This window comes from Mycobacterium sp. ZZG, assembly GCF_054786995.1.
Window position 1 is genome coordinate 142,901 of the sequence record NZ_JBTBFV010000002.1, and the last position, 19,762, is coordinate 162,662.

The window sequence follows — 19,762 nt, forward strand, 5'->3', positions numbered from 1 at the left end:
GCTTCAGCGCACCGGGTCAGACCGGCGCGACGAACCCGACCGGGCCCGAGGCCACACACACCGACAGGGCCGCGGTGTTGGCGCTGACGGTGATCGCGTCGCCGGCGCCGGGCACCCGCACGTAGACCCGGTTGAGTCCCGGCCGTACCGGGACCTTGACGTCCTCCCCCTCCGACAGTGACACCGTGATCGAGCCGTCGCTGTTGCCCAGGTAATTCAGTTCGACCGTCCAGTCGGCGGGCAGCAGCGGTCCGTCCAGCGGCATACGGACCGGGAAATCGGGCTGCACCAGATATCCGCACTGCGGGTCGGGTCCCTGACGGATGCTGCGGACCCACGTCACCAGCGCGTCGACGAGATTCCCGTGGACATCGAGCATGCGTAGATCGGTGGTGGCCGAAGCGAACTCGGGACGGTCGGGCAGCAGCGCGAACATGTGCGAGACCAGGTTCTCCGGCCAGGCCACCCGCTGCAGCACCAGCGGGTCCACCTCCTGATCGAGCATCGGCGCGTCCGATGACGCCCGCGCCTGCGCCAACCCGGCCCGCGCGTTCTGCAGATACGGCTGCGCGGGGTTGTCACGCCAGCTGGTCAGAAAGGTCGATGTCGAGTACAGGCTGCTGGCCACGAAAACCGTTGCCGCACAAACTGTTATGACGGTTCGGCGGGTGGAGTGGTCGAGCCCGCGCGGGCTCTCCCGGTTGGGCGCGCACAGCCCGACGGCGGCCAGCAGCGCCAGCACCACGACCAGATCGGGCAGGTACCGCAACGTCTGGGCCAACTCCAGCGCGGTGAACCGCGACGAGCGCATCAGATAGATCGGCACCTGGCAGACCACCGCGTAGCCCAGCGCGGCCAACCACACCGGGCCGAGGCGCCGCTTGCGTGACAGCGACACCGCGACCACCGCGCCGAGGGCCAGCCAGCCGAGCACCATCACCGTCACCGGCGGCGTCGCCCACGGCGACGCCGGAGCCCACCGCTGCCAGTCCCACGGCCCGCCGACCAGACCGGGCACGATGCCGTGGGTGAAGGAGCGGGACAACAGATCCCACGTCATCGCGAGGTCGAAGCTCCACCGCTGCTGGTCGACCACCAGCAGATAGACCCCGATCCAGGCCACGGTCAGCGCGGCCGTCGCGGTCCACAGCGCCAGGCCGCGGCGCCACACCTCGCGGACCGTGGCCGTGGCCGTCACATATCCGTACAGCGCCACGACCACGAACGCGACGAACGGGATGATCGCCGACTTCTCGAAGAACAGCAGCGCACCCAGGAACACGATCGCGCCGGACCACGCGTGGCGCCGGTCTCCGGTGCGCACCAACAGGATCGCCTCGGCGCACACCCACGACATCCCGGCCAGCATCGGCAGCGAGTTCAGCCCCGCGGCCCACCACGCGAATCCGGGTATCGCCAGCGGGGTGAACAACGCGAACGTCAACGGCACCAGTAACACCGGGCGCCAGCCCAGGATCACATACAGCGCGCGCAGCAGTGCCAGCGAGGCCAGCAACGCGAGGACGACCAGGCTCACTGCCGGCCAGATCCAGTTCAGCGGCGACAGGCGGGTGATCACCCCGGCGACCAGGAACGCCCCGGGCATCACGTGCCCGTCGTGGTCGTCGAAGAGGTAGCCCGGCGACCACAGCGGCTGGGTGCCCGCCCGCCCCACGAGAATGAGGTCGTCCCAGTAGAAGTAGCCGCCGAACGCCAGCACCGCCCGGATCACCAACTGCAGCGCGATCAGCGCCACCGCGGTGCGGGCGACCCAATTGTGCGCGGCTGTCAGGAGACCGCCCCGGCAGTGGGATACGCCGGCCCGGCTGCCCGGCGTGCTGACCACGCCGACGCCACCATGTCGGTCAGCGAATGCCGCATCCGCCAGTCCAGATCGCGCGCGGCCAGCTCGCCGACCGCGACGATGCGGGCCGGGTCACCGGGCCGGCGCGGCGCGACCTCAGGCTCGAAGTCGACGCCGGTCACCGCGCGCATCGTGGTCATGATCTCCCGCACCGAGGTCCCCGACCCGCTGCCGAGGTTGTAGACCGGCTCGACGGATTGCCCGTCGTCGAGGCGGCGGGCGGCCGCGACATGGGCGGCGGCGATGTCGCAGACGTGGACGTAGTCGCGCACGCAGGTGCCGTCCGGGGTGGGGTAGTCGTCGCCGTTGATCCGCGGGGTCTGGCCGCTCAACAGCATGTCGAACACCTTCGGGAACAGGTTGAACGGGCTGACATCGAATACGTCGTCGGAACCGGACCCGACGACGTTGAAGTAGCGCAGGCTGGTGTGGCGCAATGCGGTGGCGATGCCGATGTCGCGCAGCAGCCACTCGCCGATCAGCTTGCTCTCCCCGTAGGGCGACTCCGGCCGGGTGGCGGTGGTCTCGTCGACGACCTCGGTGTCCGGGGTCCCGTAGGTCGCCGCGCTCGAGGAGAACACCACCTTCTCGATTCCGGCGGCCGTGGCCGCGTCCAGCAGCGTGACCATCGCGGACACATTCTGCTGATAGGTGTGCAGCGGCCGGTGCACCGACTCGCCGGCGTACTTGTAGCCGGCGATGTGAATGATTCCGCTCACGCCGTACTCGGCCAGCGTCGCCCGCACCGCAGCCGCGTCGAGCAGGTTCGCCTGCACGAACGGCACCCCGTCCGGGACGAACTGTGCGAGGCCGGTAGACAGGTCGTCGATCACGACGACGCCCAGCCCGGCGCCGCGCAGTGCCCGCACCACATGTGCGCCGATGTATCCGGCGCCGCCGGTCACCAACCAGGTCACGGTGTCTCCTTCGTCGTCGCTCGCGGGGAATCGAGTGGTCGGTATGCCACCGTAACGAGTGCGCCCAGATGCACGGCGATGCCCAGCAGCGGACCGCACAACAGCGCCACCACCGTGCGCACCTCCAGATCGAGCGGGAGCAGCAGCAACAGCGCCGACGCCACCGTCGCGATCACCCACCCGGCGGCATAGGCGCGGTGCAGCGCCGCTGCCACAGTGGCCGCTCCCGTCAGCGTCAACAGCGCGATCGCGACCGCCGCCGCGGTCAACCAGGCCAGCAGGCTGCCGTCGGCGTGGTACTGGGGCCCGAACGCCTCGCGCAGCAGCCACGGCCCGAACGCGCCCGCCAGCACGACGCCGACGGCCCCCAGCGTGGCGACCGCCGCTGACGGGGCGACGAGCGCCCTGAGCCGGTGGGCGCGCTGGTCGACGAAGTGGGCGATCAGATTGCCCTGCATCGCGGTCAGCGGGACCAGCAGCGGCGCCCGCGTCAGGGTCACCGCCAGGATCACCACTCCGCCGGCGGCGCCGAGGTCGCCGGAGGTGGCCTTGAGCAGCACCGGGAAACCCATCACCAGCACCGCGCTGGCGCCGGCCGCGGCGATCGAGTGTCCGGCGCCGCGCAGGAAGGTGACCGTCCCTCCGGGTGTCAGCAGCCGGGCCGCCGCCCGGGCGCCCGGGGACACCGGCAGCATCAGCAGCCAGGCGAACGCCCCGGCGACCGTCGCCCACAGATAACCGCCAAGGCCCCAGCCCAGCGCGAAGGTCGCCGCGGCGACCACCACCCGCAGCACCGCGTCGGCGACCATCAGCGCGCCGTACTCCGACCAGCGGTTCATCCCGGCCAGCGCGCCCAGCAGCGTGGTGTGCAGGCAGAAGCCGGCCAGGCCCGCAGTGAGCAGCAGCACGCTCACCGTCCGCGCGTCGGCGAACACGTGACCGGACCACACCGGCGCCGTCACCGCGATCACCGCGGCGGCCCCGAGCCCGACGCCCGCAGCGACCCGCATCGGGTGGGTGCGCTTGCCGTCCGGGGCCGCCGACGGTGACCGCACCTCGCGGGTGGTCTCCTGCAGCAGCCCGAACGCGGCGCCGCTCACGAGCCCGAACGCGCCCCAGAACACCCCGAACACCGAGAACCCGGCGGGTTCGAGGTCTCGGGCCGCCAGATACAGCACCGCGTAGCCGCACAGCGCCGACAGCGCCGTCGCGACCCCCACCCGGACCACGCTGCCCCGGGTGACCGCGCCGGAAGGTCCAGCCGTCGCGTCGGTCACGTCCCGGCGTCCAGCGCAGGGACCTCCGGTGTGTACAGCCACGCCGTCCACAGCGGGCGCAGCGAATCGTCGGTGTACTGGGCGGCCAGGCCCACGAAGTCGTCGGTGACGACGCTGGCGTGCCGGTACCGATTCGCCCAATCCTTCAGCAGCGCAAAGAAAGCCGTGTCGCCGAGGCGGCGGCGCAACGCGTGCAGGGTCAGCGCGCCGCGCTTGTAGACGCGGTCGTCGAACATGTCGCGCGGGCCGGGGTCGGCCAGCACCAGGTTCTGCGGAGAGTTCTTGAGCCGGTCGTGGTAGTGGCGGGCCCACTGATCGGCCGTGCGGTCACCACTGTGCTCGGACCACAGCCATTCGGCGTAGCAGGCGAAGCCTTCGTGCAACCAGATGTGGCGCCAGCGTTGCACGGTGACCGAGTTGCCGAACCACTGGTGCGCCAGCTCGTGGGCGATCAACCGCTCGGATCTGCGGTTGCCGTCGCAGTGGTTGGCACCGAAGATCGAAATGCCCTGTGCTTCAAGGGGCATCTCGAGGTCGTCATCGGTGACCACCACGGTGTAGCCGGTGGCCAGGGGGTATGGCCCGAACAGCTTGGTGAACAGCTTCATCATCTGCGGTTGGCGACCGAAGTCGTGGTCGAACTCCTCGCGCAGCCGGTCGGGCAGCACCGCGAACATCTCCACGCCGTTCTTGGCCATGCGGTGCCGCCCGTACATGCCGACCTGCAACGTGATCAGGTATGTCGAGGTCGGCTCGGCCTGTTCATAGACCCAGGTGGTCATGCCCGCACGGGCCCGACGGTCCAGCAGCTTGCCGTTGGCCAGCGCGAAATAGGGGCTCTCGGTGGCGATTTGGATGCGGAAGCTGGCCTTGGCGCTGGGATGGTCGTCGCACGGGAACCACGAGGACGCACCGTTGGGCTGGCCGGCGACCAGCACCCCTTCGGTGAGCTCCTCGAAACCGACCTCGCCCCACAGGGATCGGATGGGCCGCGGGGTGCCGCCGTAACGCACTCCGACGGTCATCGCCGCCCCCGCGGGCAGACGGTCGCTGAGGCTGATGTGCAGCTTGCCGCGCGAGGCCCGGAACTGGGCCGGCCGTTTGCCGTTCACGGTGACCTTCGCGACCGACAGCGCGTCGGACAGGTCCAGGGTGAACGTCTTGAGCTCGGCCAGCGTGACCGCGGTGATGGTGGCCGTGCCCGAGAGCCGGTTGATCGCCACCTTGTACTCCAGCTCGAGCTCGTAGCGCGACACCCGGTAGCCGAAGTTGCCCGAGCCGGGCAGGTACGGGTCGATGACCGGCGCGGTGCCCTTCTTGGCGGCCCTCTTGCGTGCCGTCACGCGGCCGTAGACTTCTTGGACTTGGATTCCGAAGTCTCCGAACGCTTCTTGCGTGACGGCAGCCACGGAGCGATCGGATTGCCCTGCCACCGGGTCGACGGGGGCACCTCGTCGCCGCGCATCACCAGCGACGCGGGCCCGACGGTGGCGCCGGCCCCGATGCGCGCCGCCGGCAACGCGACGCAGTGCGGCCCGAGCGTCGCACCCCGATCCAGCACTACGGTGTCCATCCGCATGATCCGGTCGTGGAACAGATGGGTCTGCACCACGCAGCCGCGGTTGACGGTGGCGCCGTCGGCCAGGGTCACCAGATCGGCCTCGGGCAGCCAGTACGTCTCACACCACACGCCACGTCCGATCTTCGCGCCCAGGGCCCGCAACCACAGGTTCATCACCGGCGTACCCGATGCCGCGCGCGCGAACCACGGTGCCGCCACCGTCTCGACGAAGGTGTCCGAGACCTCGTTGCGCCACACGAACGGCGACCACAGCGGGTGCTCGATCGCGCCGATCCGGCCCAGCACAAGCCATTTCGCGAGTACGGCGACAGCTCCGGCGACCGCGCCGGCGCCCAGCAGGACCGGTGCGGTGGCCAACGCCGCCCACACCCATCCGAACGTCACCACCAGATACTGCAGCACCAGCAGCACCGCGATCCCGATCGCGAAGGTCACCACCAGCGGCACGAATCGGAACGTCTCCACGACGGCGCGCAGCACTTTCAGCCGCGCCGACGGATGGAACGTGCGCAGCGCGTCGGCCGCGGTCGGCTTGCGGCGCAACCGCACCGGCGGGCTGCCCAGCCACGACGAACCGGCCTTGGCCTTGTGCGGGGTGGCCGACAGCACGGCCACCAGACCGTCGTCGGGCACGCGGCGCCCGGGCTGGGTGATCCCCGAGTTGCCCAGGAACGCCCTCTTGCCGACGGTGGCGGGGGCGACGTGGATCCAGCCGCCGCCGAGTTCGTAGGACCCGACCATGGTGTCATCGGCCAGGAACGCGCCGTCCTCGACCACGGTGAACTTCGGGATCACCAGCGCCGTCGAGATCTCGGTGCCCTTGCCGACCTTCGCGCCGAGCAGTCGAAGCCACCACGGGGTCAGCAGACTGGCGTAGATCGGGAACAGGTAGTTGCGCGCGCCGTCCATCAGACGTTCGATCGCCCACAGCTGCCAGCCCGGGCGGCTGCGCACCGGGTGGTAGCCGTCGTCGAGCCCGACCGACAGCATCCGCACCCCCAGCACGGTGAGTACCGCGTACACCAGCAGCGCCGCCGCGGTGGCCGGCACCAGCCACAGCAGTGCCGGCCCGATCGCCGCCGTCACCGTCGCGGTGCCGCGCACACCCCAGCCGATCACGGCCAGCCCGGCGGCCATCGCCGCCAGCGGCAACGCAGCCAGCAGCACCGACGTCACGCCGTACACGGCCACCCACAGCGGCGCCCTGGGCGGGCGGTGATCCGGCCACGGATGCCTGGCCTTGCCCGATTTCACCGCCGGCGAGCCTTTCCAGTACTGGCCGTTCTTCACCTTGCCGACCACGGCCGAACCGGGTGCGACGTCGGCGTTCTTGCCGACCACGGCCCCGGGCAGCAGCGTGGTCCGCGCCCCGACGGTCGCGTCGTTGCCGACGGTGATCGGGCCGACGTGGAACTGGTCGCCGTCGATCCAGTGTCCGGCCAGGTCCACCTCGGGCTCGATGGAACAGCGGTGTCCGAGGGTCAGCATGCCCGTCACCGGCGGCGCCGAGTGCAGGTCGACGCCGTTGCCGACGCTGTTGCCCAGCGCCCGGGCGTAGTAGACCAGCCACGGCGCCCCGGCCATGTTCTCCGCGCCGCTGGCCTCGGCCAGTCGTTCGGCCAGCCACACCCGCAGATGGGTGGGCCCGCCGCGCCGGTAGGTGCCGGGTTGCAGGTTGCCGATCAGCACCCGCGCGCCGAACACCGCGATGCTCATCCGGCCCGGCGGGGTCACGAACAGCAGGAAGCCGGCCAGGATCCACCACCAGCTGACCGGACGCACCCAGTCGGCGAGGTGCAGCGCCGCCGCGGCGTTGTTGGCGACGGCCAGCCACACCATCCACTGCATGCCGGTCAGCAGCGCCAGCGGCACGGTCAGCGCCACCTGCGCGGCCTGCGTCAGCCGAGGCACCGGCGCGACCTCGCGGGTGGTGACCGCCGGGGGCGGCTCCAACTCGTCGAGGTAACCGGCCAGCGATCCCAGTCGCGGATGGTCGTAGACGTCGGCGACGGTGACCTGCGGATAGCGTTGTCGCAGCGCGGCGACCAGCTGGGCAGCCGACAGCGAACCGCCGCCGAGGGCGTAGAAATCCGCCTCGGGCCCGTCGACGGGCGCCGCGAGCACCTCCCGCCACACCCCGGCCAGCCAGCCGAGCGTGCCGCCGCCCAAGTCGGTACCCTGCTCGGCGTCCGCGTCGCCGACGGGCCAGGGCAGCGCGTCGCGGTCGACCTTGCCGGACGTGCGGGTGGGCAGTTCGTCGACCACCACCAGACGCGGAACCAGCGCCGCGGGCAGGGACTCCGCCAGCCGGGCCCGCGCGGTGGCGACGTCGAACTCGCCGTCCAGATCCGGGGCGACCGCGATGTAGCCGACCAGCAGCGGTGTCCCGGACGCGGTGCGCCGCACCGCCGCGGCGCCGCCGGTGACCCCGGGCAGGTGCACCAGCGCGGTGTCCACTTCGCCGAGCTCGATGCGGCGGCCGCCGACCTTGACCTGGTCGTCGGCGCGGCCGACGAAATACAGACCGTCCGGTTCCAGCCGCACCAGGTCCCCGCTGCGGTACGCGCGACTCCAATGCCCGTGTCCGGCCAGAGTGGGCATGGGCGCGTATTTCTCGGAGTCCTTGTCCTGGTCGAGATAGCGGGCCAGGCCGACACCGCCGATGACGAGCTCGCCGACCTCGCCGAGGCCGACCGGCCGGCCGTCCTTGTCGACCACGGCCAGGTCCCAGCCGGGAAGCGGCAGCCCGATGCTGACCTGCCCGCCGGAACCGTCCAGACGTGCCGCACACGCTACGACGGTCGCCTCGGTCGGCCCGTAGGTGTTCCACACCTCGCGGCCGGCCGAGTCGGGGCCGGCGGCGAGCCGCTCGGCGAGTTCGGGCGGACAGGCCTCGCCCCCGAAGATCAGCAGCCGCACCGACTCCAGTGCCTCGGCCGGCCACAGCGCCGCCAGCGTCGGCACCGTCGACACGACGGTGATGTCCCGGGACACCAGCCACGGTCCGAGGTCCATCCCGCTGCGCACCAGCGACCGGGGCGCGGGCACCAGACAGGCCCCGTGCCGCCATGCCAGCCACATCTCCTCGCACGACGCGTCGAACGCCACCGACAGGCCCGCCAGCACCCGGTCGCCCGGGCCGAGCGGATTGTCCTTGAGGAACATCTGCGCCTCGGCGTCGACGAATGCCGCCGCGCTGCGGTGGGTGACGGCCACCCCCTTGGGCGTGCCGGTCGAACCCGACGTGAAGATGATCCATGCGTCGTCGCGGGTCAGTGGCGCCGTCGCGCGCCAGCCGCGCGACGAGCCGGGCCCGCGCACCAGGCCGCGTTCGGTGATCACCGCGACCACCTGGGCCTCGGTGAAGACCAGGTCGGCGCGCTCCTGCGGATCGTCGGCGTCGACGGGCACGTACGCCGCGCCGGTGGCCAGGGTCGCCAGGATCGCGACGTAGAGCGCGTAACTGCCGGACGGCATCCGGATCCCGATGCGGTCGCCGCGGCCGATCCCGCGGGCCCCCAGCCAGGCCACGCTGTCCTCGACGTCGGCGACGAGCTCGGCGTAGGTGAGCTGCACGGTCCCGTCATCGAGCGCCGGCGCGTCGGGGTACCGGCGCGCGGTGTCGTAGAGGATGTCGATGAGCGTGCGGGGCGGGGGAGCGAACTCCGACAGCAGGTATTGAGTGGGGATCTCAGGAGTTCGATCCGCGGCCGTCACGGGTACAAACTACTCAGCGTTCGGAGTCGCCTCACGCCCCTGGGCCGCTCATTTCGCGTGTCGGGCGACCGACTGGCACAATGAGCCGCTTGGAGGGGAGTATTCCTTCGCCACGGTGTCGTCATCACGTCGTCCCACCTGGGATGACCGGTGCCGTGGGCCTACCGCCGCAGGCGGTGGTGGAAGAGACCTCCGGCGTTTGACGACGACCGGAGGTTTGATGAACGTAAGTGGTCTCGAGTGGGGCATCACGCTCACCGTGACAATCGCGATCCTGCTGTTCGACGTGATCGTGATCGGGCGTCGCCCCCACGAGCCGCCTCGGCGTGAGACGGCCACGGCCCTGACGTTTTATGTCGGCCTGGCGATCGCGTTCGGGCTGTGGACCTGGTTCTTCCACGGCAGCCAGTACGGTGTGGAGTTCTTCGCGGGCTGGCTCACCGAATACAGCCTGTCGGTGGACAACCTGTTCATCTTTCTGATCATCATGGCCAGCTTCAACGTGCCGAAGATCTACCAGCAGCAGGCGCTGCTCGTCGGCATCATCCTGGCGCTGATCTTCCGCGGCATCTTCATCGCGCTCGGCGCGGTGGCCATCAACCAGTTCTCGTGGGTGTTCTACATCTTCGGCGCGTTCCTGCTCTACACCGCGATCAAGCTGGTCAAGGACACCGACCACGACGACGACGCCGACAACGCGGTGGTGCGCTTCGCGCAGAAGCGGATGAAGTTCACCGACCAGTGGGACGGCCTGCGGTTGTGGGTGAAAGAGAACGGCCAGCGGCTGATGACGCCGATGTTCCTGGTCATCGTCGCGTTGGGTACCACCGACCTGCTGTTCGCGCTCGATTCCATCCCGGCGATCTACGGTCTGACCCGCGAGCCGTACCTGGTGTTCACCGCCAATGTGTTCGCCCTGATGGGGCTGCGGCAGCTGTACTTCCTGCTCGGCGACATGCTCAAGCGGCTGGTGTACCTTTCGCAGGGGCTGGCGTTCATCCTGGGCTTCATCGGGATCAAGCTGCTGTTGCACGCGCTGCACGAGAACGAGTTGCCGTTCATCAACGGCGGCGAGCACGTGCCGGTGCCGGAGATCCCGACACTGCTGTCCCTCGGCGTGATCGTGGTCACGCTGCTGATCACGACTGCGGCCAGCCTGTACAAGACCCGCGTGCACGACGTACGCAAGAACGGCAGCTCAAACGGGGTCTCCGAGGAGAAGGCCGTGCCGGATCCGCATCACGACCCGAGCCGCTGAGCGTGCGATTGTTGCACTCTCGCTGATCACAACGCTGGGTCGCGCCCGGCAGCGCTGGATAGCGTGGCCGGGTGCGGCTATTCGTGGCAGATGACGGTGGCGTGAGCGAGCTGACCGACGGCGACCAGCAGATCGTCCGGGTGGCGGCCAAGGACCTGCAGCACGCCCGGCGGGTGCGGGCCCGGATCCGCGCCGGCGCCGACGACGTCGCGGTGATCCTGGACGTCACCGTCGCCGTCGCAGGCGATTTCCGGTCGGCGCAGCAGGTGCTGGGTCCGGCCGATTCCGGGACGGTGCACTACGCCGGCACCGTGGACGGTCTGGCAGGACTGATCGCCGACATCGCGTCGGCGGAGGTGGCCGACGGCGTGACTCTGATTCCGGCCACTCCCCGTCAGGATCTCGGCACGGTGGGCCGCGACGTGCTCGGCCGCCTCGCCGCGCGCGATCAGCCGCGCGCGTCCTGAAGCGCGGCGTCGATCAGCGCCGCGTAGCGCACCGTGCGGGCGGTGCCGGTGGTGCCCTCGCCCATCTTGTTCATCACGTAGGCGAACGTCGCCCGCCGGTCGAGGTCCATCACCACCAGGGAACCGCCCCAGCCGCCCCACCAGCAGACGGTGCCGGCCGGGACAGCCCGCACGCGCTCGGGCGTGGGCAGGCCGAATCCGATGCCGAAGCGCAGCGGCACGAACAGCACCTGATCCATGCCGTGGGACTGTTCGGTGAAGATCAGCTCGATGGTGCTCGGGCCGAGCAGCCGGACCCCGTGCGCACTGCCGCCCAGCGAGACCGGAGTCAACGCACGGACCAGCCCGCGGGCGTTGCCGTGGCCGTTGGCGCCGCCGATGTCGGCCCGTCGCCACGCGTCGGTCTCGGCGTGGGCCACGCCGTACGCGCCGGGCGGGAACGCCGCGAACGTCCTGACCGCCGGGTGGTCGGGCGGCAGCTTGCCCACGCCGCGGTCGCGCGGTGGGGGGCGACCAACTCGGCGATACGGGACGCGTCCTCGGGCCGCGCCCCGATCTGCACGTCGGCCGACAGCGGCGCCGCGATCTGCTCGGCGACGAAATCCTTCAGTGTCGTGCCGGTGATACGGCGCACCAGCTCGCCGATCAGGTGGCCGTAGTTCATGGCGTGGTAGCCCGACGCGGTCCCCGGCGGCCACCACGGCGCCTGCGCGGCCAGGTGCGCCGTCGCCGTGGCCCAGTCGTAGATGTCCTCCACCCCAAACGGTGTCTGCCACCCCGACACCCCGGACGTGTGGGACAGCAGGTGGCGCACCTCGATGCTGGCCTTGCCGTTGGCGGCGAACTCCGGCCAGTAGCGGGCGACGGGGGAGAAAGGGTCGAGTTCGCCGCGGTCGACGAGCATCAGCGCCGCCAGCGCGGTCAGCGTCTTGGTGCAGGACCAGAAGTTGACGATCGTATCTTGTTGCCAGTCAACGGTTTTCGCCCGGTCGGCGTGGCCGGCCCACATGTCGGCGACCAGTTCGCCGTCGACGTCGACGGCGATCGACGCCCCGAGCTCCTCCCCGGCGGCGACCTCGTCGGCCAACGCCTCGGCCAGCGCGTCGAAGCGGGGATTCCAGCGGCCGGACACCTCACCCATGGCAGAGACATTAGGCGCACCCGCCGGGCCTGGGGCGAGCTCACCAGTTGTCGTAACCGCCCTCAGGGCCCAGCATGCGCTCGAGCCGGGTCCGGTTGATCCGCGCCAGCTCGTTGCGGACCACCTTGCGTTCGGTCTCGTAGTCGTTGTGTAGCCGGTCCCGCATGGTCTCAAGAACCACGTCGGCGCCGTAGCCGTTGATGAACATCACGAAGCCGAACCCGAAATGATTGAGGTACTTCTTCGACGCGGTCGCGAGTTCGGCCATCACCTCGGGACGTTCGTCGGTGATCGCACACTGCTCGGCTTGGGACTTCTCGCTGCCCGGCCGTCTGCCCACGTCCGGGTAGGCCTGCAGGATCGAGTCGATCGACTCCTCGCTCAGCCCGAACAGCAGGGTGTCGGCGAAGCGGAACAACCGGTCGTGGGTGTCGAACGGCCGGGCGCGGGCCAGGTCGGCGGCCAGCGGCACGCTGTAACAGCATTCGAAGACCGCGTGGACGGCGCGGCGCATCGGAAGGGCGTTGAAAGCGTCCAGCCCGATCCCCTGATGCAGCAACACACCGCAATGATCGGCCGGTCAAGCGGCGCAGGCGTTACACCGTGTTACAGCCACGCAAATTCGCGCAGGGGCGCCGCCACACCTGCGCGAGCAGACACAAAATCGCACGAAATCGGGTCCAATGGTGCGAGTTTGTGTCTGCTCGCGAGGGGGAGGTCAGTGCCCTTCGGCCTTGAAGCGCTCGATTGAGCGCTGTACCTCGGCCTCGGCCTCCTCGCGGCCCACCCAGTCGGCGGCCTTGACGAACTTGCCCGGCTCCAGGTCCTTGTAGTGCACGAAGAAGTGCTTGATCGCGTCGAGCTCGAAGTCCGACACGTCGCCGATGTCCTGGATGTGGTCCCAGCGGGGATCGGCGAGCACGCACAGCACCTTGTCGTCGCCGCCCTTCTCGTCTTCCATCCGGAACATGCCGACGGGACGGGCCTCGACGATGCACCCCGGGAACACCGGCTCGGGCAGCAACACCAGCGCGTCCAACGGATCGCCGTCCTCGCCGAGGGTGTCCTCGATGTAGCCGTAGTCCGTCGGATAGCCGAACGAGGTGAACAGGTAGCGGTCCAGCTTCACCTTGCCGCTGTCGTGGTCCACCTCGTACTTGTTGCGGGAACCCTTCTGGATCTCGATGAGGACATCGAACTGCACGCCGTGACTCCTACTGTGCTGGGGCGGGGGCGTCGGCTGACGACGCGGGTTAACCCTAAACGAGGGATACGCTGCTCTACAGGGGTGGCTCGGCCAGACGATCGAGATCAGGAGAAACATGCGGCCCACGCGGTGGCGGCGATCCACGTATGTGGTCGTCGGGGCGGTGGTTCTGCTGCTCGTCGTCGTGGTCGTCGCTGCCGCCGCGTTGGTGGCCACCCGGCAGGGGGCCGACCAGGTCGCCGTCGAGCCGGCGCCCGCCCCTGCGACCGCGGCACCGGCCGTCGAACCGGTCTCGGATTCCGCCGACAAACCCACGCCTGAGGGCCTGACCCGCGCGCTGCGCGAGGTGCTCGCCAATCCCGATCTGGGCAGGTTCACCGGACGCATCACCGACGCGCTGACCGGTGAGCAGCTGTGGGCGCAGGGCGCCGGGGTGCCGATGCAGCCCGCGTCGACGAACAAGCTGCTGACCGCGGCAGCAGCGCTGCTGACCCTGGACCGCGACGTCAGGTTGACCACGCGCGTGCTCTCCACGACGCCGGGCGTGGTGGTACTCGTCGGCGGCGGCGACCAGACCCTGTCGGCCGCGCCCCGCAACGTCGACACCTGGTATCGCGACGCGGCGCGGATCGTCGATTTGGCCGACCAGGTGCGCCGCAGCGGCGTCGACGTCACGACCGTCCAGGTCGACGTCAGCGCCTACACCGGACCGACCATGGCGCCCGGCTGGGACCCGCTGGACATCGACGGCGGCGACATCGCGCCGATCGAGTCGATCATGCTCGACGGTGGCCGGACACAGCCGGTGAGTGTCGAATCGCGGCGGTCCAGGACACCGGCGTTGGACGCGGGCCGGGCGCTGGCCGTGGCGCTGCGGCTCGATCCGGCCAAGGTCACGGTGACGACCTCGGCGTCCCGCGGCACCGAGATCGCATCGGTGCAGTCGCCGCCTCTGATGCAACGGCTGCGCGACATGATGAACTTCTCCGACAACGTGATGGCCGAATCGATCGGCCGCGAGGTCGCCGCCGCGACCGGTGAGCCGCAGAGCTTCGCCGGCGCGTCTCGCGCAGTGCTGGGCGCCCTGGAAGACGCCGGTATCGACACCGCCGGCGCGCGGCTGCTGGACTCCAGCGGTCTGTCGGTCGACGACCGGCTGACCGCCGAGACGCTCGACGAAGTGGTGCAGGCCGCGGCGGGTGACGACGAGCCCGCGCTGCGCCCGCTCGTGGACCTGCTGCCCATCGCCGGAGGCAGCGGCACCCTGTCCAACCGGTACCTCGACAGCGAGGACGGCCGCGCCGCAGCGGGATACCTGCGGGCCAAGACGGGCTCGCTGACCGGCACCAACTCACTGGCCGGGATCGTGACCGGAGAGAGCGGGCGGGTGCTGACCTTCGCGCTGCTGTCCAACGACGCCGGCCCGACGGGGCGCACCGCCCTCGACGCGTTCGCCGCGACGCTGCGGACCTGCGGATGCCGCTCATGAGCGCGGCGTCGAAGTCCGGGCTCACCGTCGGTCGCGCGGTGGACTGGAAGCTGGCCGCCGCGCTCGGCGGCAAATTGGCCCGTCCTGAGCCGCCGGCCACCGAGTACACCCGCAGGCAGGTCGTCGACCAGCTCGCCGAGGCGGCCCGCGCCTCCGAGCTGCCGGTGCGGGAGACGACCGGCCTGATCGAGGGCGGCGAGATCCCCGAGGCCCGGGTGCTCAACCGTCCCGAGTGGATCCGCGCTGCGGCGCAGTCGATGCGGGTGATGACAGGCGGGCAGGGCGACGACGTCAGACCCCACGTGCTGACCGGCCGCATCGCCGGCGCGCAGACCGGGGCGGTGCTGGCCTTCGTGTCGTCGGGGATCCTCGGCCAGTACGACCCGTTTGCGGCCGGCGGCGGCGAACTGTTGCTGGTGTACCCGAACGTGATCGCCGTCGAGCGTCAACTTCGGGTGCTGCCCAAGGACTTCCGGATGTGGGTGTGTCTGCACGAGGTTACCCACCGGGTGCAATTCCGGGCCAATCCGTGGCTGGCCGACCACATGTCGAAGGCGCTGGCGGTGCTGACCGAGGACGCCGGCGACGACCTGCCCCAGATGGCGGGCCGGCTCGCCGAGTACGTGCGTGACCGCCGCACCAAAGCCGATGAGCAGGAACCGAATTCGGGTGGGATTCTCGGCCTTCTGCGGGCCGTGCAATCCGAGCCGCAGCGGCAGGCGCTGGACCGTCTGCTGGTGCTGGGCACCCTGCTCGAAGGGCACGCCGAACACGTGATGGACGCCGTCGGCCCTGCCGTGGTGCCGTCGGTGGCCTCGATCCGGCACCGGTTCGATCAGCGCAGGCAACGCAAACAGCCACCGCTGCAACGACTGCTGCGCGCACTGCTGGGTGTCGACGCGAAACTGAGTCAGTACACCAGGGGCAAGGCGTTCGTCGACCACGTGGTGGGCAGGGTCGGTATGGCCCGCTTCAACGCGGTCTGGACCGACGCCGAAAGCCTGCCGCTGCCCACCGAGATCGACGAACCGCAGCGATGGATCGACAGGGTGCTGTAGCCGCGCTGCGCACCGCGCTGACCGGTTTCCTCGGTGACCATCCTGACGTGTCCGGGCCGTGGTGCGTCGCCTTGTCCGGCGGCCCCGATTCGCTGGCTCTGACGGCGGTCGCGGCGGCTCTGCGGCCGACCACGGCGTTGATCGTCGATCACCGGCTGCAGCCGGATTCCGACCGCGTCGCGGCGACAGCGCGCGGTCAGGCGCTGAGCCTGGGATGTGTTGGGGCACAGGTTCTCCCGGTCGACGTCGGCACGCACGGCGGTCCGGAGGGCGCGGCCCGCGCCGCCCGGTACGCCGCGCTCGACACCGCTCGGCACGGCGCGCCGGTACTGCTCGCGCACACGCTCGACGACCAGGCCGAGACGGTGCTGCTCGGTCTGGGCCGGGGCTCGGGCGCCCGCTCCCTGGCGGGGATGCGCCGCTACGACCCGCCGTGGTGCCGGCCGCTGCTGGGGATCCGGCGCGAGGTCACCCACCGGGCGTGCGACGAGCTCGGCCTGCCCGCGTGGCAGGACCCGCACAACAGCGACCCCCGCTACACCCGGGTGCGGCTGCGCGCCGAGGTGCTTCCGCTGCTGGAGGACGTGCTCGGCGGCGGCGTGGCCGAAGCGCTGGCCCGCACGGCCACCGCGCTGCGTGAGGACACCGACGCCCTCGACAACCTCGCGGCGCAGACCTTCGTCGCCGCGGGCGGCGCCGGCCTGCCCGTCGCCGCGCTGACGCCGCTGCCCGCTGCGGTGCGGCGCAGGGTGATCCGGCGCTGGCTGCTCGCAGGGGGCGCGTGCGAGCTCACCGACAAGCAGATCCGCGCCGTCGACGCGCTGGTCACCGACTGGCGCGGGCAGGGCGGCGTGGCGGTGCCCGGCGGAGTTCCCCGCGAACGGTTGTTCGCCGGCCGCCGCCGCGACGTGCTGACCCTGTACCGCGAACCGGTCGCCGAGCGGCACCGCTAGGCTGTGGGCGTGCCTGCGCATGCTGCGGACTTGTATCCCGGGGACATCAAATCGGTGTTGCTGTCGGAAGAACAGATCAAAGCCAAGACCGCCGAGATGGCCGCGCAGATCGCCGTCGACTATGAGGTGTCGGGATCCGGCCAGGACCTGCTGCTGATCACCGTGCTCAAGGGCGCGGTCATGTTCGTCACTGATCTCGCCCGGGCGATTCCGGTGCCCACGCAACTGGAGTTCATGGCCGTCAGCTCGTACGGCTCGTCGACGTCGTCCTCGGGTGTGGTCCGCATCCTCAAGGACCTCGACCGCGACATCAACGACCGCGACGTGCTGATCGTCGAGGACATCGTCGACTCCGGGCTCACGCTGTCCTGGCTGCTGCGCAACCTCGCGACGCGGCGGCCGCGGTCGCTGCGGGTGTGCACGTTGCTGCGCAAACCCGACGCGGTGCGTGCCGACGTCGACATCCAGTACATCGGGTTCGACATCCCGAACGAGTTCGTCGTCGGGTACGGCCTCGACTACGCCGAGCGCTACCGCGACCTGCCCTACATCGGCACGCTCGATCCGAAGGTCTACGAGAACTCCTGAGCGCAGAATGCAGGCATGGCCGAGACCGCGTTACGCATCTGCCCGCTCTGTGAAGCGACCTGTGGTCTGACGCTGACCGTCGACGACGGACGGGTCGTCGGTGCGCGCGGCGACCGGGACGACGTGTTCTCCGCCGGCTTCATCTGTCCCAAGGGCGCGAGCTTCGGTGAGCTCGACAACGACCCGGACCGGTTGAGTGCCCCTCTTGTCCGCCGGGGCGGCGTGCTGACCGAGGCGACGTGGGACGAGGCGTTCGCCGCCGTGGCCGAGGGCCTCGGCGCAGCGGTGCGCGACCACGGCGGGGCATCGGTCGGGGTGTATCTGGGCAACCCGAACGCCCACACCGTCGCCGGTGCGCTGTATCCGCCGCTGATCATCCGCGCGCTCGGCACCAGGCAGGTCTATTCGGCGAGCACGCTGGACCAGATGCCCAAGCATGTGTCGCTCGGGCTGATGTTCGGCAGCCCGGTCGCGTTCACCGTCCCCGACCTGGATCGCACCGACTACCTGGTGGTGATCGGCGCCAACCCGCTGGTGTCCAACGGAAGCCTCGCCACCGCGGCAGATTTCCCGGGCAAGCTACGCGCACTACGCAGACGCGGTGGACGGCTCGTCGTGATCGACCCGGCCCGCACCCGCACCGCCGAACTGGCCGACCGGCATCTCGCGCCGCGGCCGGGCACCGATGCCGCGCTGCTGCTGGCCGTGGTGCACGTGCTGTTCGCCGAGCATCTGGTGGATCTCGGCGCAGCCGCCGAGTACGTCACCGGCGTCGATGACATCCGCACTCTCGCAGCAGATTTCGATCCTAGGCAGGTGGCCGGGTACTGCGGCGTGGCCGCCGAGGACATCCAGATCCTGGCCCGCGAGCTGGCAGCGGCGCCCACCGCGGCAGTGTACGGACGGATCGGCACCTCGACCGTCGAATTCGGGACGCTGGGCAGCTGGCTCGTCGACGTCGTCAACGTGCTGACCGGCAACCTGGACCGGCCGGGCGGCGTGATGTTCCCGCTGTCCCCGGTGGCGCCCGCGCCGCGCGGCCACCGGCCGGGCCGGGGCTGGCGCACCGGCCGCTGGCACAGTCGGGTGTCCGGTCACCCGGAGGTGCTCTCCGAACTGCCGGCCGCGGCCCTGGCCGAAGAGATCGAGACCCCCGGCGACGGGCAGATCCGCGCGATGATCACCATCGCCGGGAACCCGGTGCTGTCGGCGCCGAACGGCGACCGGCTCGACCGGGCGTTGGCCGGGGTGGACTTCATCCTCTGTGTCGACCCGTACCTGAACGAGACCACCCGGCACGCCGACGTGATCCTGCCGCCCCCGCCGCCGTCACGTAGCCCGCACTTCGATTTCGCGCTGAACAACCTCGCTGTCCGCAACAACGCCCGGTACTCCCCGCCGGCGCTGCCACTCGACGGCAGGCCCGACGAGGCCGAGATCCTGTCGCGGATCGCGCTGGTGCTCTACGGCGCCGGTCCCGGCGCCGACCCGGACCTGGTCGACCAGCAGGTGATCGCGGCGACCCTGGCCAAGGAGAGTGCCGACGCCGGATCCCCGGTGGCCGGGCGAGCCGTCGAGGAGCTGACCGCGATGCTGGCCGACGGTCCGGGTTATGAACGCCGCCTGGACATGATGCTGCGGCTCGGCGCCTACGGCGACGCGTTCGGCGCCCGGCCCGACGGCCTCACCCTGCAGAAACTCAAGGACGCCCCGCACGGCATCGACCTGGGGCCGCTGCAGCCGCGGCTGCCGGAGGTGCTGCGCACCCCGTCCGGCAGGGTCGAGCTCACGCCGCCGCAGCTGATCGCCGACGCCGCGCGGCTGCGTGCCGCGCTGGGCCGGCGCGGCGACGGGTTTGTGCTGATCGGCCGACGGCACCTGCGCTCCAACAACAGCTGGATGCACAATCTGCCGGCGCTGGCCGGGGGCAGCAACCGCTGCACGCTGAGGATGCACCCCGACGACGCCGCCGAGCTCGGCGTGACCGACACGGCCGTCGTGAAGGGGCCCGGCGGTGAGCTGGTGGTGCCGGTCGAGATCACCGACGGCATCCGGCGCGGGGTGCTGTCCCTGCCGCACGGCTGGGGTCACGACCGTGACGGCACCGGCCAGCGGCTGGCCGCCGAGGCGCCCGGAGTCAACGCCAACCAGCTCAACGACGGATCGGCGCTGGACCCGCTGTCGGGCACCGCCGTGCTCAACGGCATCCCGGTGGTGGTCGGGCCCGGTCAGGGCTGAGGTCGG

General features: G+C 70.6%; 14 protein-coding genes and 1 pseudogene. 7 read left to right on the forward strand and 8 right to left on the reverse strand.

Annotation, left to right across the window (positions count from 1 at the left end; all coding sequences use genetic code 11):
• Window positions 1-16 precede the first annotated feature (16 nt).
• Genes ACXMYJ_RS02200 through ACXMYJ_RS02220 form a run of 5 tightly spaced genes read right to left on the reverse strand, consistent with a single transcriptional unit; the run spans window position 17 to window position 9,357 of the window.
• Window positions 17-1,792, reverse strand: a complete 1,776-nt coding sequence (locus ACXMYJ_RS02200) for a hypothetical protein (RefSeq protein WP_460353797.1) — start codon at window positions 1,790-1,792, stop codon at window positions 17-19.
• On the reverse strand, window positions 1,789-2,781 hold the full coding sequence (galE, locus tag ACXMYJ_RS02205) for a UDP-glucose 4-epimerase GalE (protein ID WP_260755613.1): 993 nt from the start codon (window positions 2,779-2,781) through the stop codon (window positions 1,789-1,791). The genes ACXMYJ_RS02200 and galE overlap by 4 nt, the downstream gene beginning before the upstream one ends.
• The gene (locus ACXMYJ_RS02210) at window positions 2,778-4,058 is read right to left on the reverse strand and encodes a polysaccharide biosynthesis protein (protein ID WP_460353685.1); all 1,281 of its coding nucleotides are present in this window, start codon (window positions 4,056-4,058) and stop codon (window positions 2,778-2,780) included. Before ACXMYJ_RS02210 ends, galE begins: the two co-directional genes overlap by 4 nt.
• Complete coding sequence (locus ACXMYJ_RS02215) at window positions 4,055-5,401, reverse strand: M1 family metallopeptidase (protein ID WP_460353688.1); 1,347 nt, start codon at window positions 5,399-5,401, stop codon at window positions 4,055-4,057. The genes ACXMYJ_RS02210 and ACXMYJ_RS02215 overlap by 4 nt, the downstream gene beginning before the upstream one ends.
• Entirely contained in the window at window positions 5,398-9,357 is a 3,960-nt protein-coding gene (locus ACXMYJ_RS02220) for a Pls/PosA family non-ribosomal peptide synthetase (RefSeq protein WP_460353691.1), read from the reverse strand. Before ACXMYJ_RS02220 ends, ACXMYJ_RS02215 begins: the two co-directional genes overlap by 4 nt.
• A gap of 220 nt (window positions 9,358-9,577) precedes the next feature.
• Between ACXMYJ_RS02220 and ACXMYJ_RS02225 the strand changes: the two genes are divergently transcribed.
• Window positions 9,578-10,615 carry a TerC family protein gene (locus ACXMYJ_RS02225; protein ID WP_260755609.1) on the forward strand — a complete coding sequence of 346 codons (1,038 nt, stop codon included), beginning with the start codon at window positions 9,578-9,580 and terminating at the stop codon, window positions 10,613-10,615.
• Window positions 10,616-10,716: 101 nt separating this feature from the next.
• Entirely contained in the window at window positions 10,717-11,082 is a 366-nt protein-coding gene (locus tag ACXMYJ_RS02230) for a hypothetical protein (RefSeq protein WP_443187204.1), read from the forward strand.
• Here ACXMYJ_RS02230 and ACXMYJ_RS02235 read toward each other — a convergent pair.
• From ACXMYJ_RS02235 to ACXMYJ_RS02245, 3 genes and pseudogenes are all read right to left on the reverse strand, one after another.
• A pseudogene (locus ACXMYJ_RS02235) lies at window positions 11,064-12,223 on the reverse strand (serine hydrolase domain-containing protein). The gene ACXMYJ_RS02230 and the pseudogene ACXMYJ_RS02235 sit on opposite strands and share 19 nt — an antisense overlap.
• 40 nt (window positions 12,224-12,263) lie before the next feature.
• Window positions 12,264-12,785 (reverse strand): 2-oxo-4-hydroxy-4-carboxy-5-ureidoimidazoline decarboxylase, encoded by a 522-nt coding sequence (locus ACXMYJ_RS02240; protein ID WP_260755607.1) that lies wholly within the window; start codon window positions 12,783-12,785, stop codon window positions 12,264-12,266.
• A 156-nt stretch (window positions 12,786-12,941) separates the two neighbouring features.
• The gene (locus ACXMYJ_RS02245) at window positions 12,942-13,427 is read right to left on the reverse strand and encodes an inorganic diphosphatase (protein ID WP_260755606.1); all 486 of its coding nucleotides are present in this window, start codon (window positions 13,425-13,427) and stop codon (window positions 12,942-12,944) included.
• 118 nt (window positions 13,428-13,545) lie between these two features.
• Here ACXMYJ_RS02245 and dacB point away from each other — a divergent pair, with 118 nt between their 5' ends.
• Genes dacB through ACXMYJ_RS02270 form a run of 5 tightly spaced genes read left to right on the forward strand, consistent with a single transcriptional unit; the run spans window position 13,546 to window position 19,756 of the window.
• The gene (dacB, locus tag ACXMYJ_RS02250; RefSeq protein WP_460353696.1) at window positions 13,546-14,919 is read left to right on the forward strand and encodes a D-alanyl-D-alanine carboxypeptidase/D-alanyl-D-alanine endopeptidase; all 1,374 of its coding nucleotides are present in this window, start codon (window positions 13,546-13,548) and stop codon (window positions 14,917-14,919) included.
• The gene (locus tag ACXMYJ_RS02255) at window positions 14,916-15,977 is read left to right on the forward strand and encodes a zinc-dependent metalloprotease (protein ID WP_443187202.1); all 1,062 of its coding nucleotides are present in this window, start codon (window positions 14,916-14,918) and stop codon (window positions 15,975-15,977) included. Before dacB ends, ACXMYJ_RS02255 begins: the two co-directional genes overlap by 4 nt.
• Window positions 15,956-16,930 carry a tRNA lysidine(34) synthetase TilS gene (gene tilS, locus ACXMYJ_RS02260; protein WP_443187201.1) on the forward strand — a complete coding sequence of 325 codons (975 nt, stop codon included), beginning with the start codon at window positions 15,956-15,958 and terminating at the stop codon, window positions 16,928-16,930. Before ACXMYJ_RS02255 ends, tilS begins: the two co-directional genes overlap by 22 nt.
• 3 nt (window positions 16,931-16,933) lie before the next feature.
• Window positions 16,934-17,518 (forward strand): hypoxanthine phosphoribosyltransferase, encoded by a 585-nt coding sequence (gene hpt / locus ACXMYJ_RS02265; protein ID WP_260755602.1) that lies wholly within the window; start codon window positions 16,934-16,936, stop codon window positions 17,516-17,518.
• A 15-nt stretch (window positions 17,519-17,533) separates the two neighbouring features.
• On the forward strand, window positions 17,534-19,756 hold the full coding sequence (locus ACXMYJ_RS02270; protein WP_443187200.1) for a molybdopterin-dependent oxidoreductase: 2,223 nt from the start codon (window positions 17,534-17,536) through the stop codon (window positions 19,754-19,756).
• Window positions 19,757-19,762 lie beyond the last annotated feature (6 nt).

What these genes read in the sequence shown, in the direction of transcription:
- ACXMYJ_RS02225 (WP_260755609.1), top strand. Translation starts at nt 9,578, where the DNA reads ATGAACGTAAGTGGTCTCGAGTGGGGCATCACGCTCACCGTGACAATC.
- dacB (WP_460353696.1), top strand. Translation starts at nt 13,546, where the DNA reads ATGCGGCCCACGCGGTGGCGGCGATCCACGTATGTGGTCGTCGGGGCG.
- ACXMYJ_RS02255 (WP_443187202.1), top strand. Translation starts at nt 14,916, where the DNA reads ATGAGCGCGGCGTCGAAGTCCGGGCTCACCGTCGGTCGCGCGGTGGAC.
- tilS (WP_443187201.1), top strand. Translation starts at nt 15,956, where the DNA reads ATGGATCGACAGGGTGCTGTAGCCGCGCTGCGCACCGCGCTGACCGGT.
- ACXMYJ_RS02270 (WP_443187200.1), top strand. Translation starts at nt 17,534, where the DNA reads ATGGCCGAGACCGCGTTACGCATCTGCCCGCTCTGTGAAGCGACCTGT.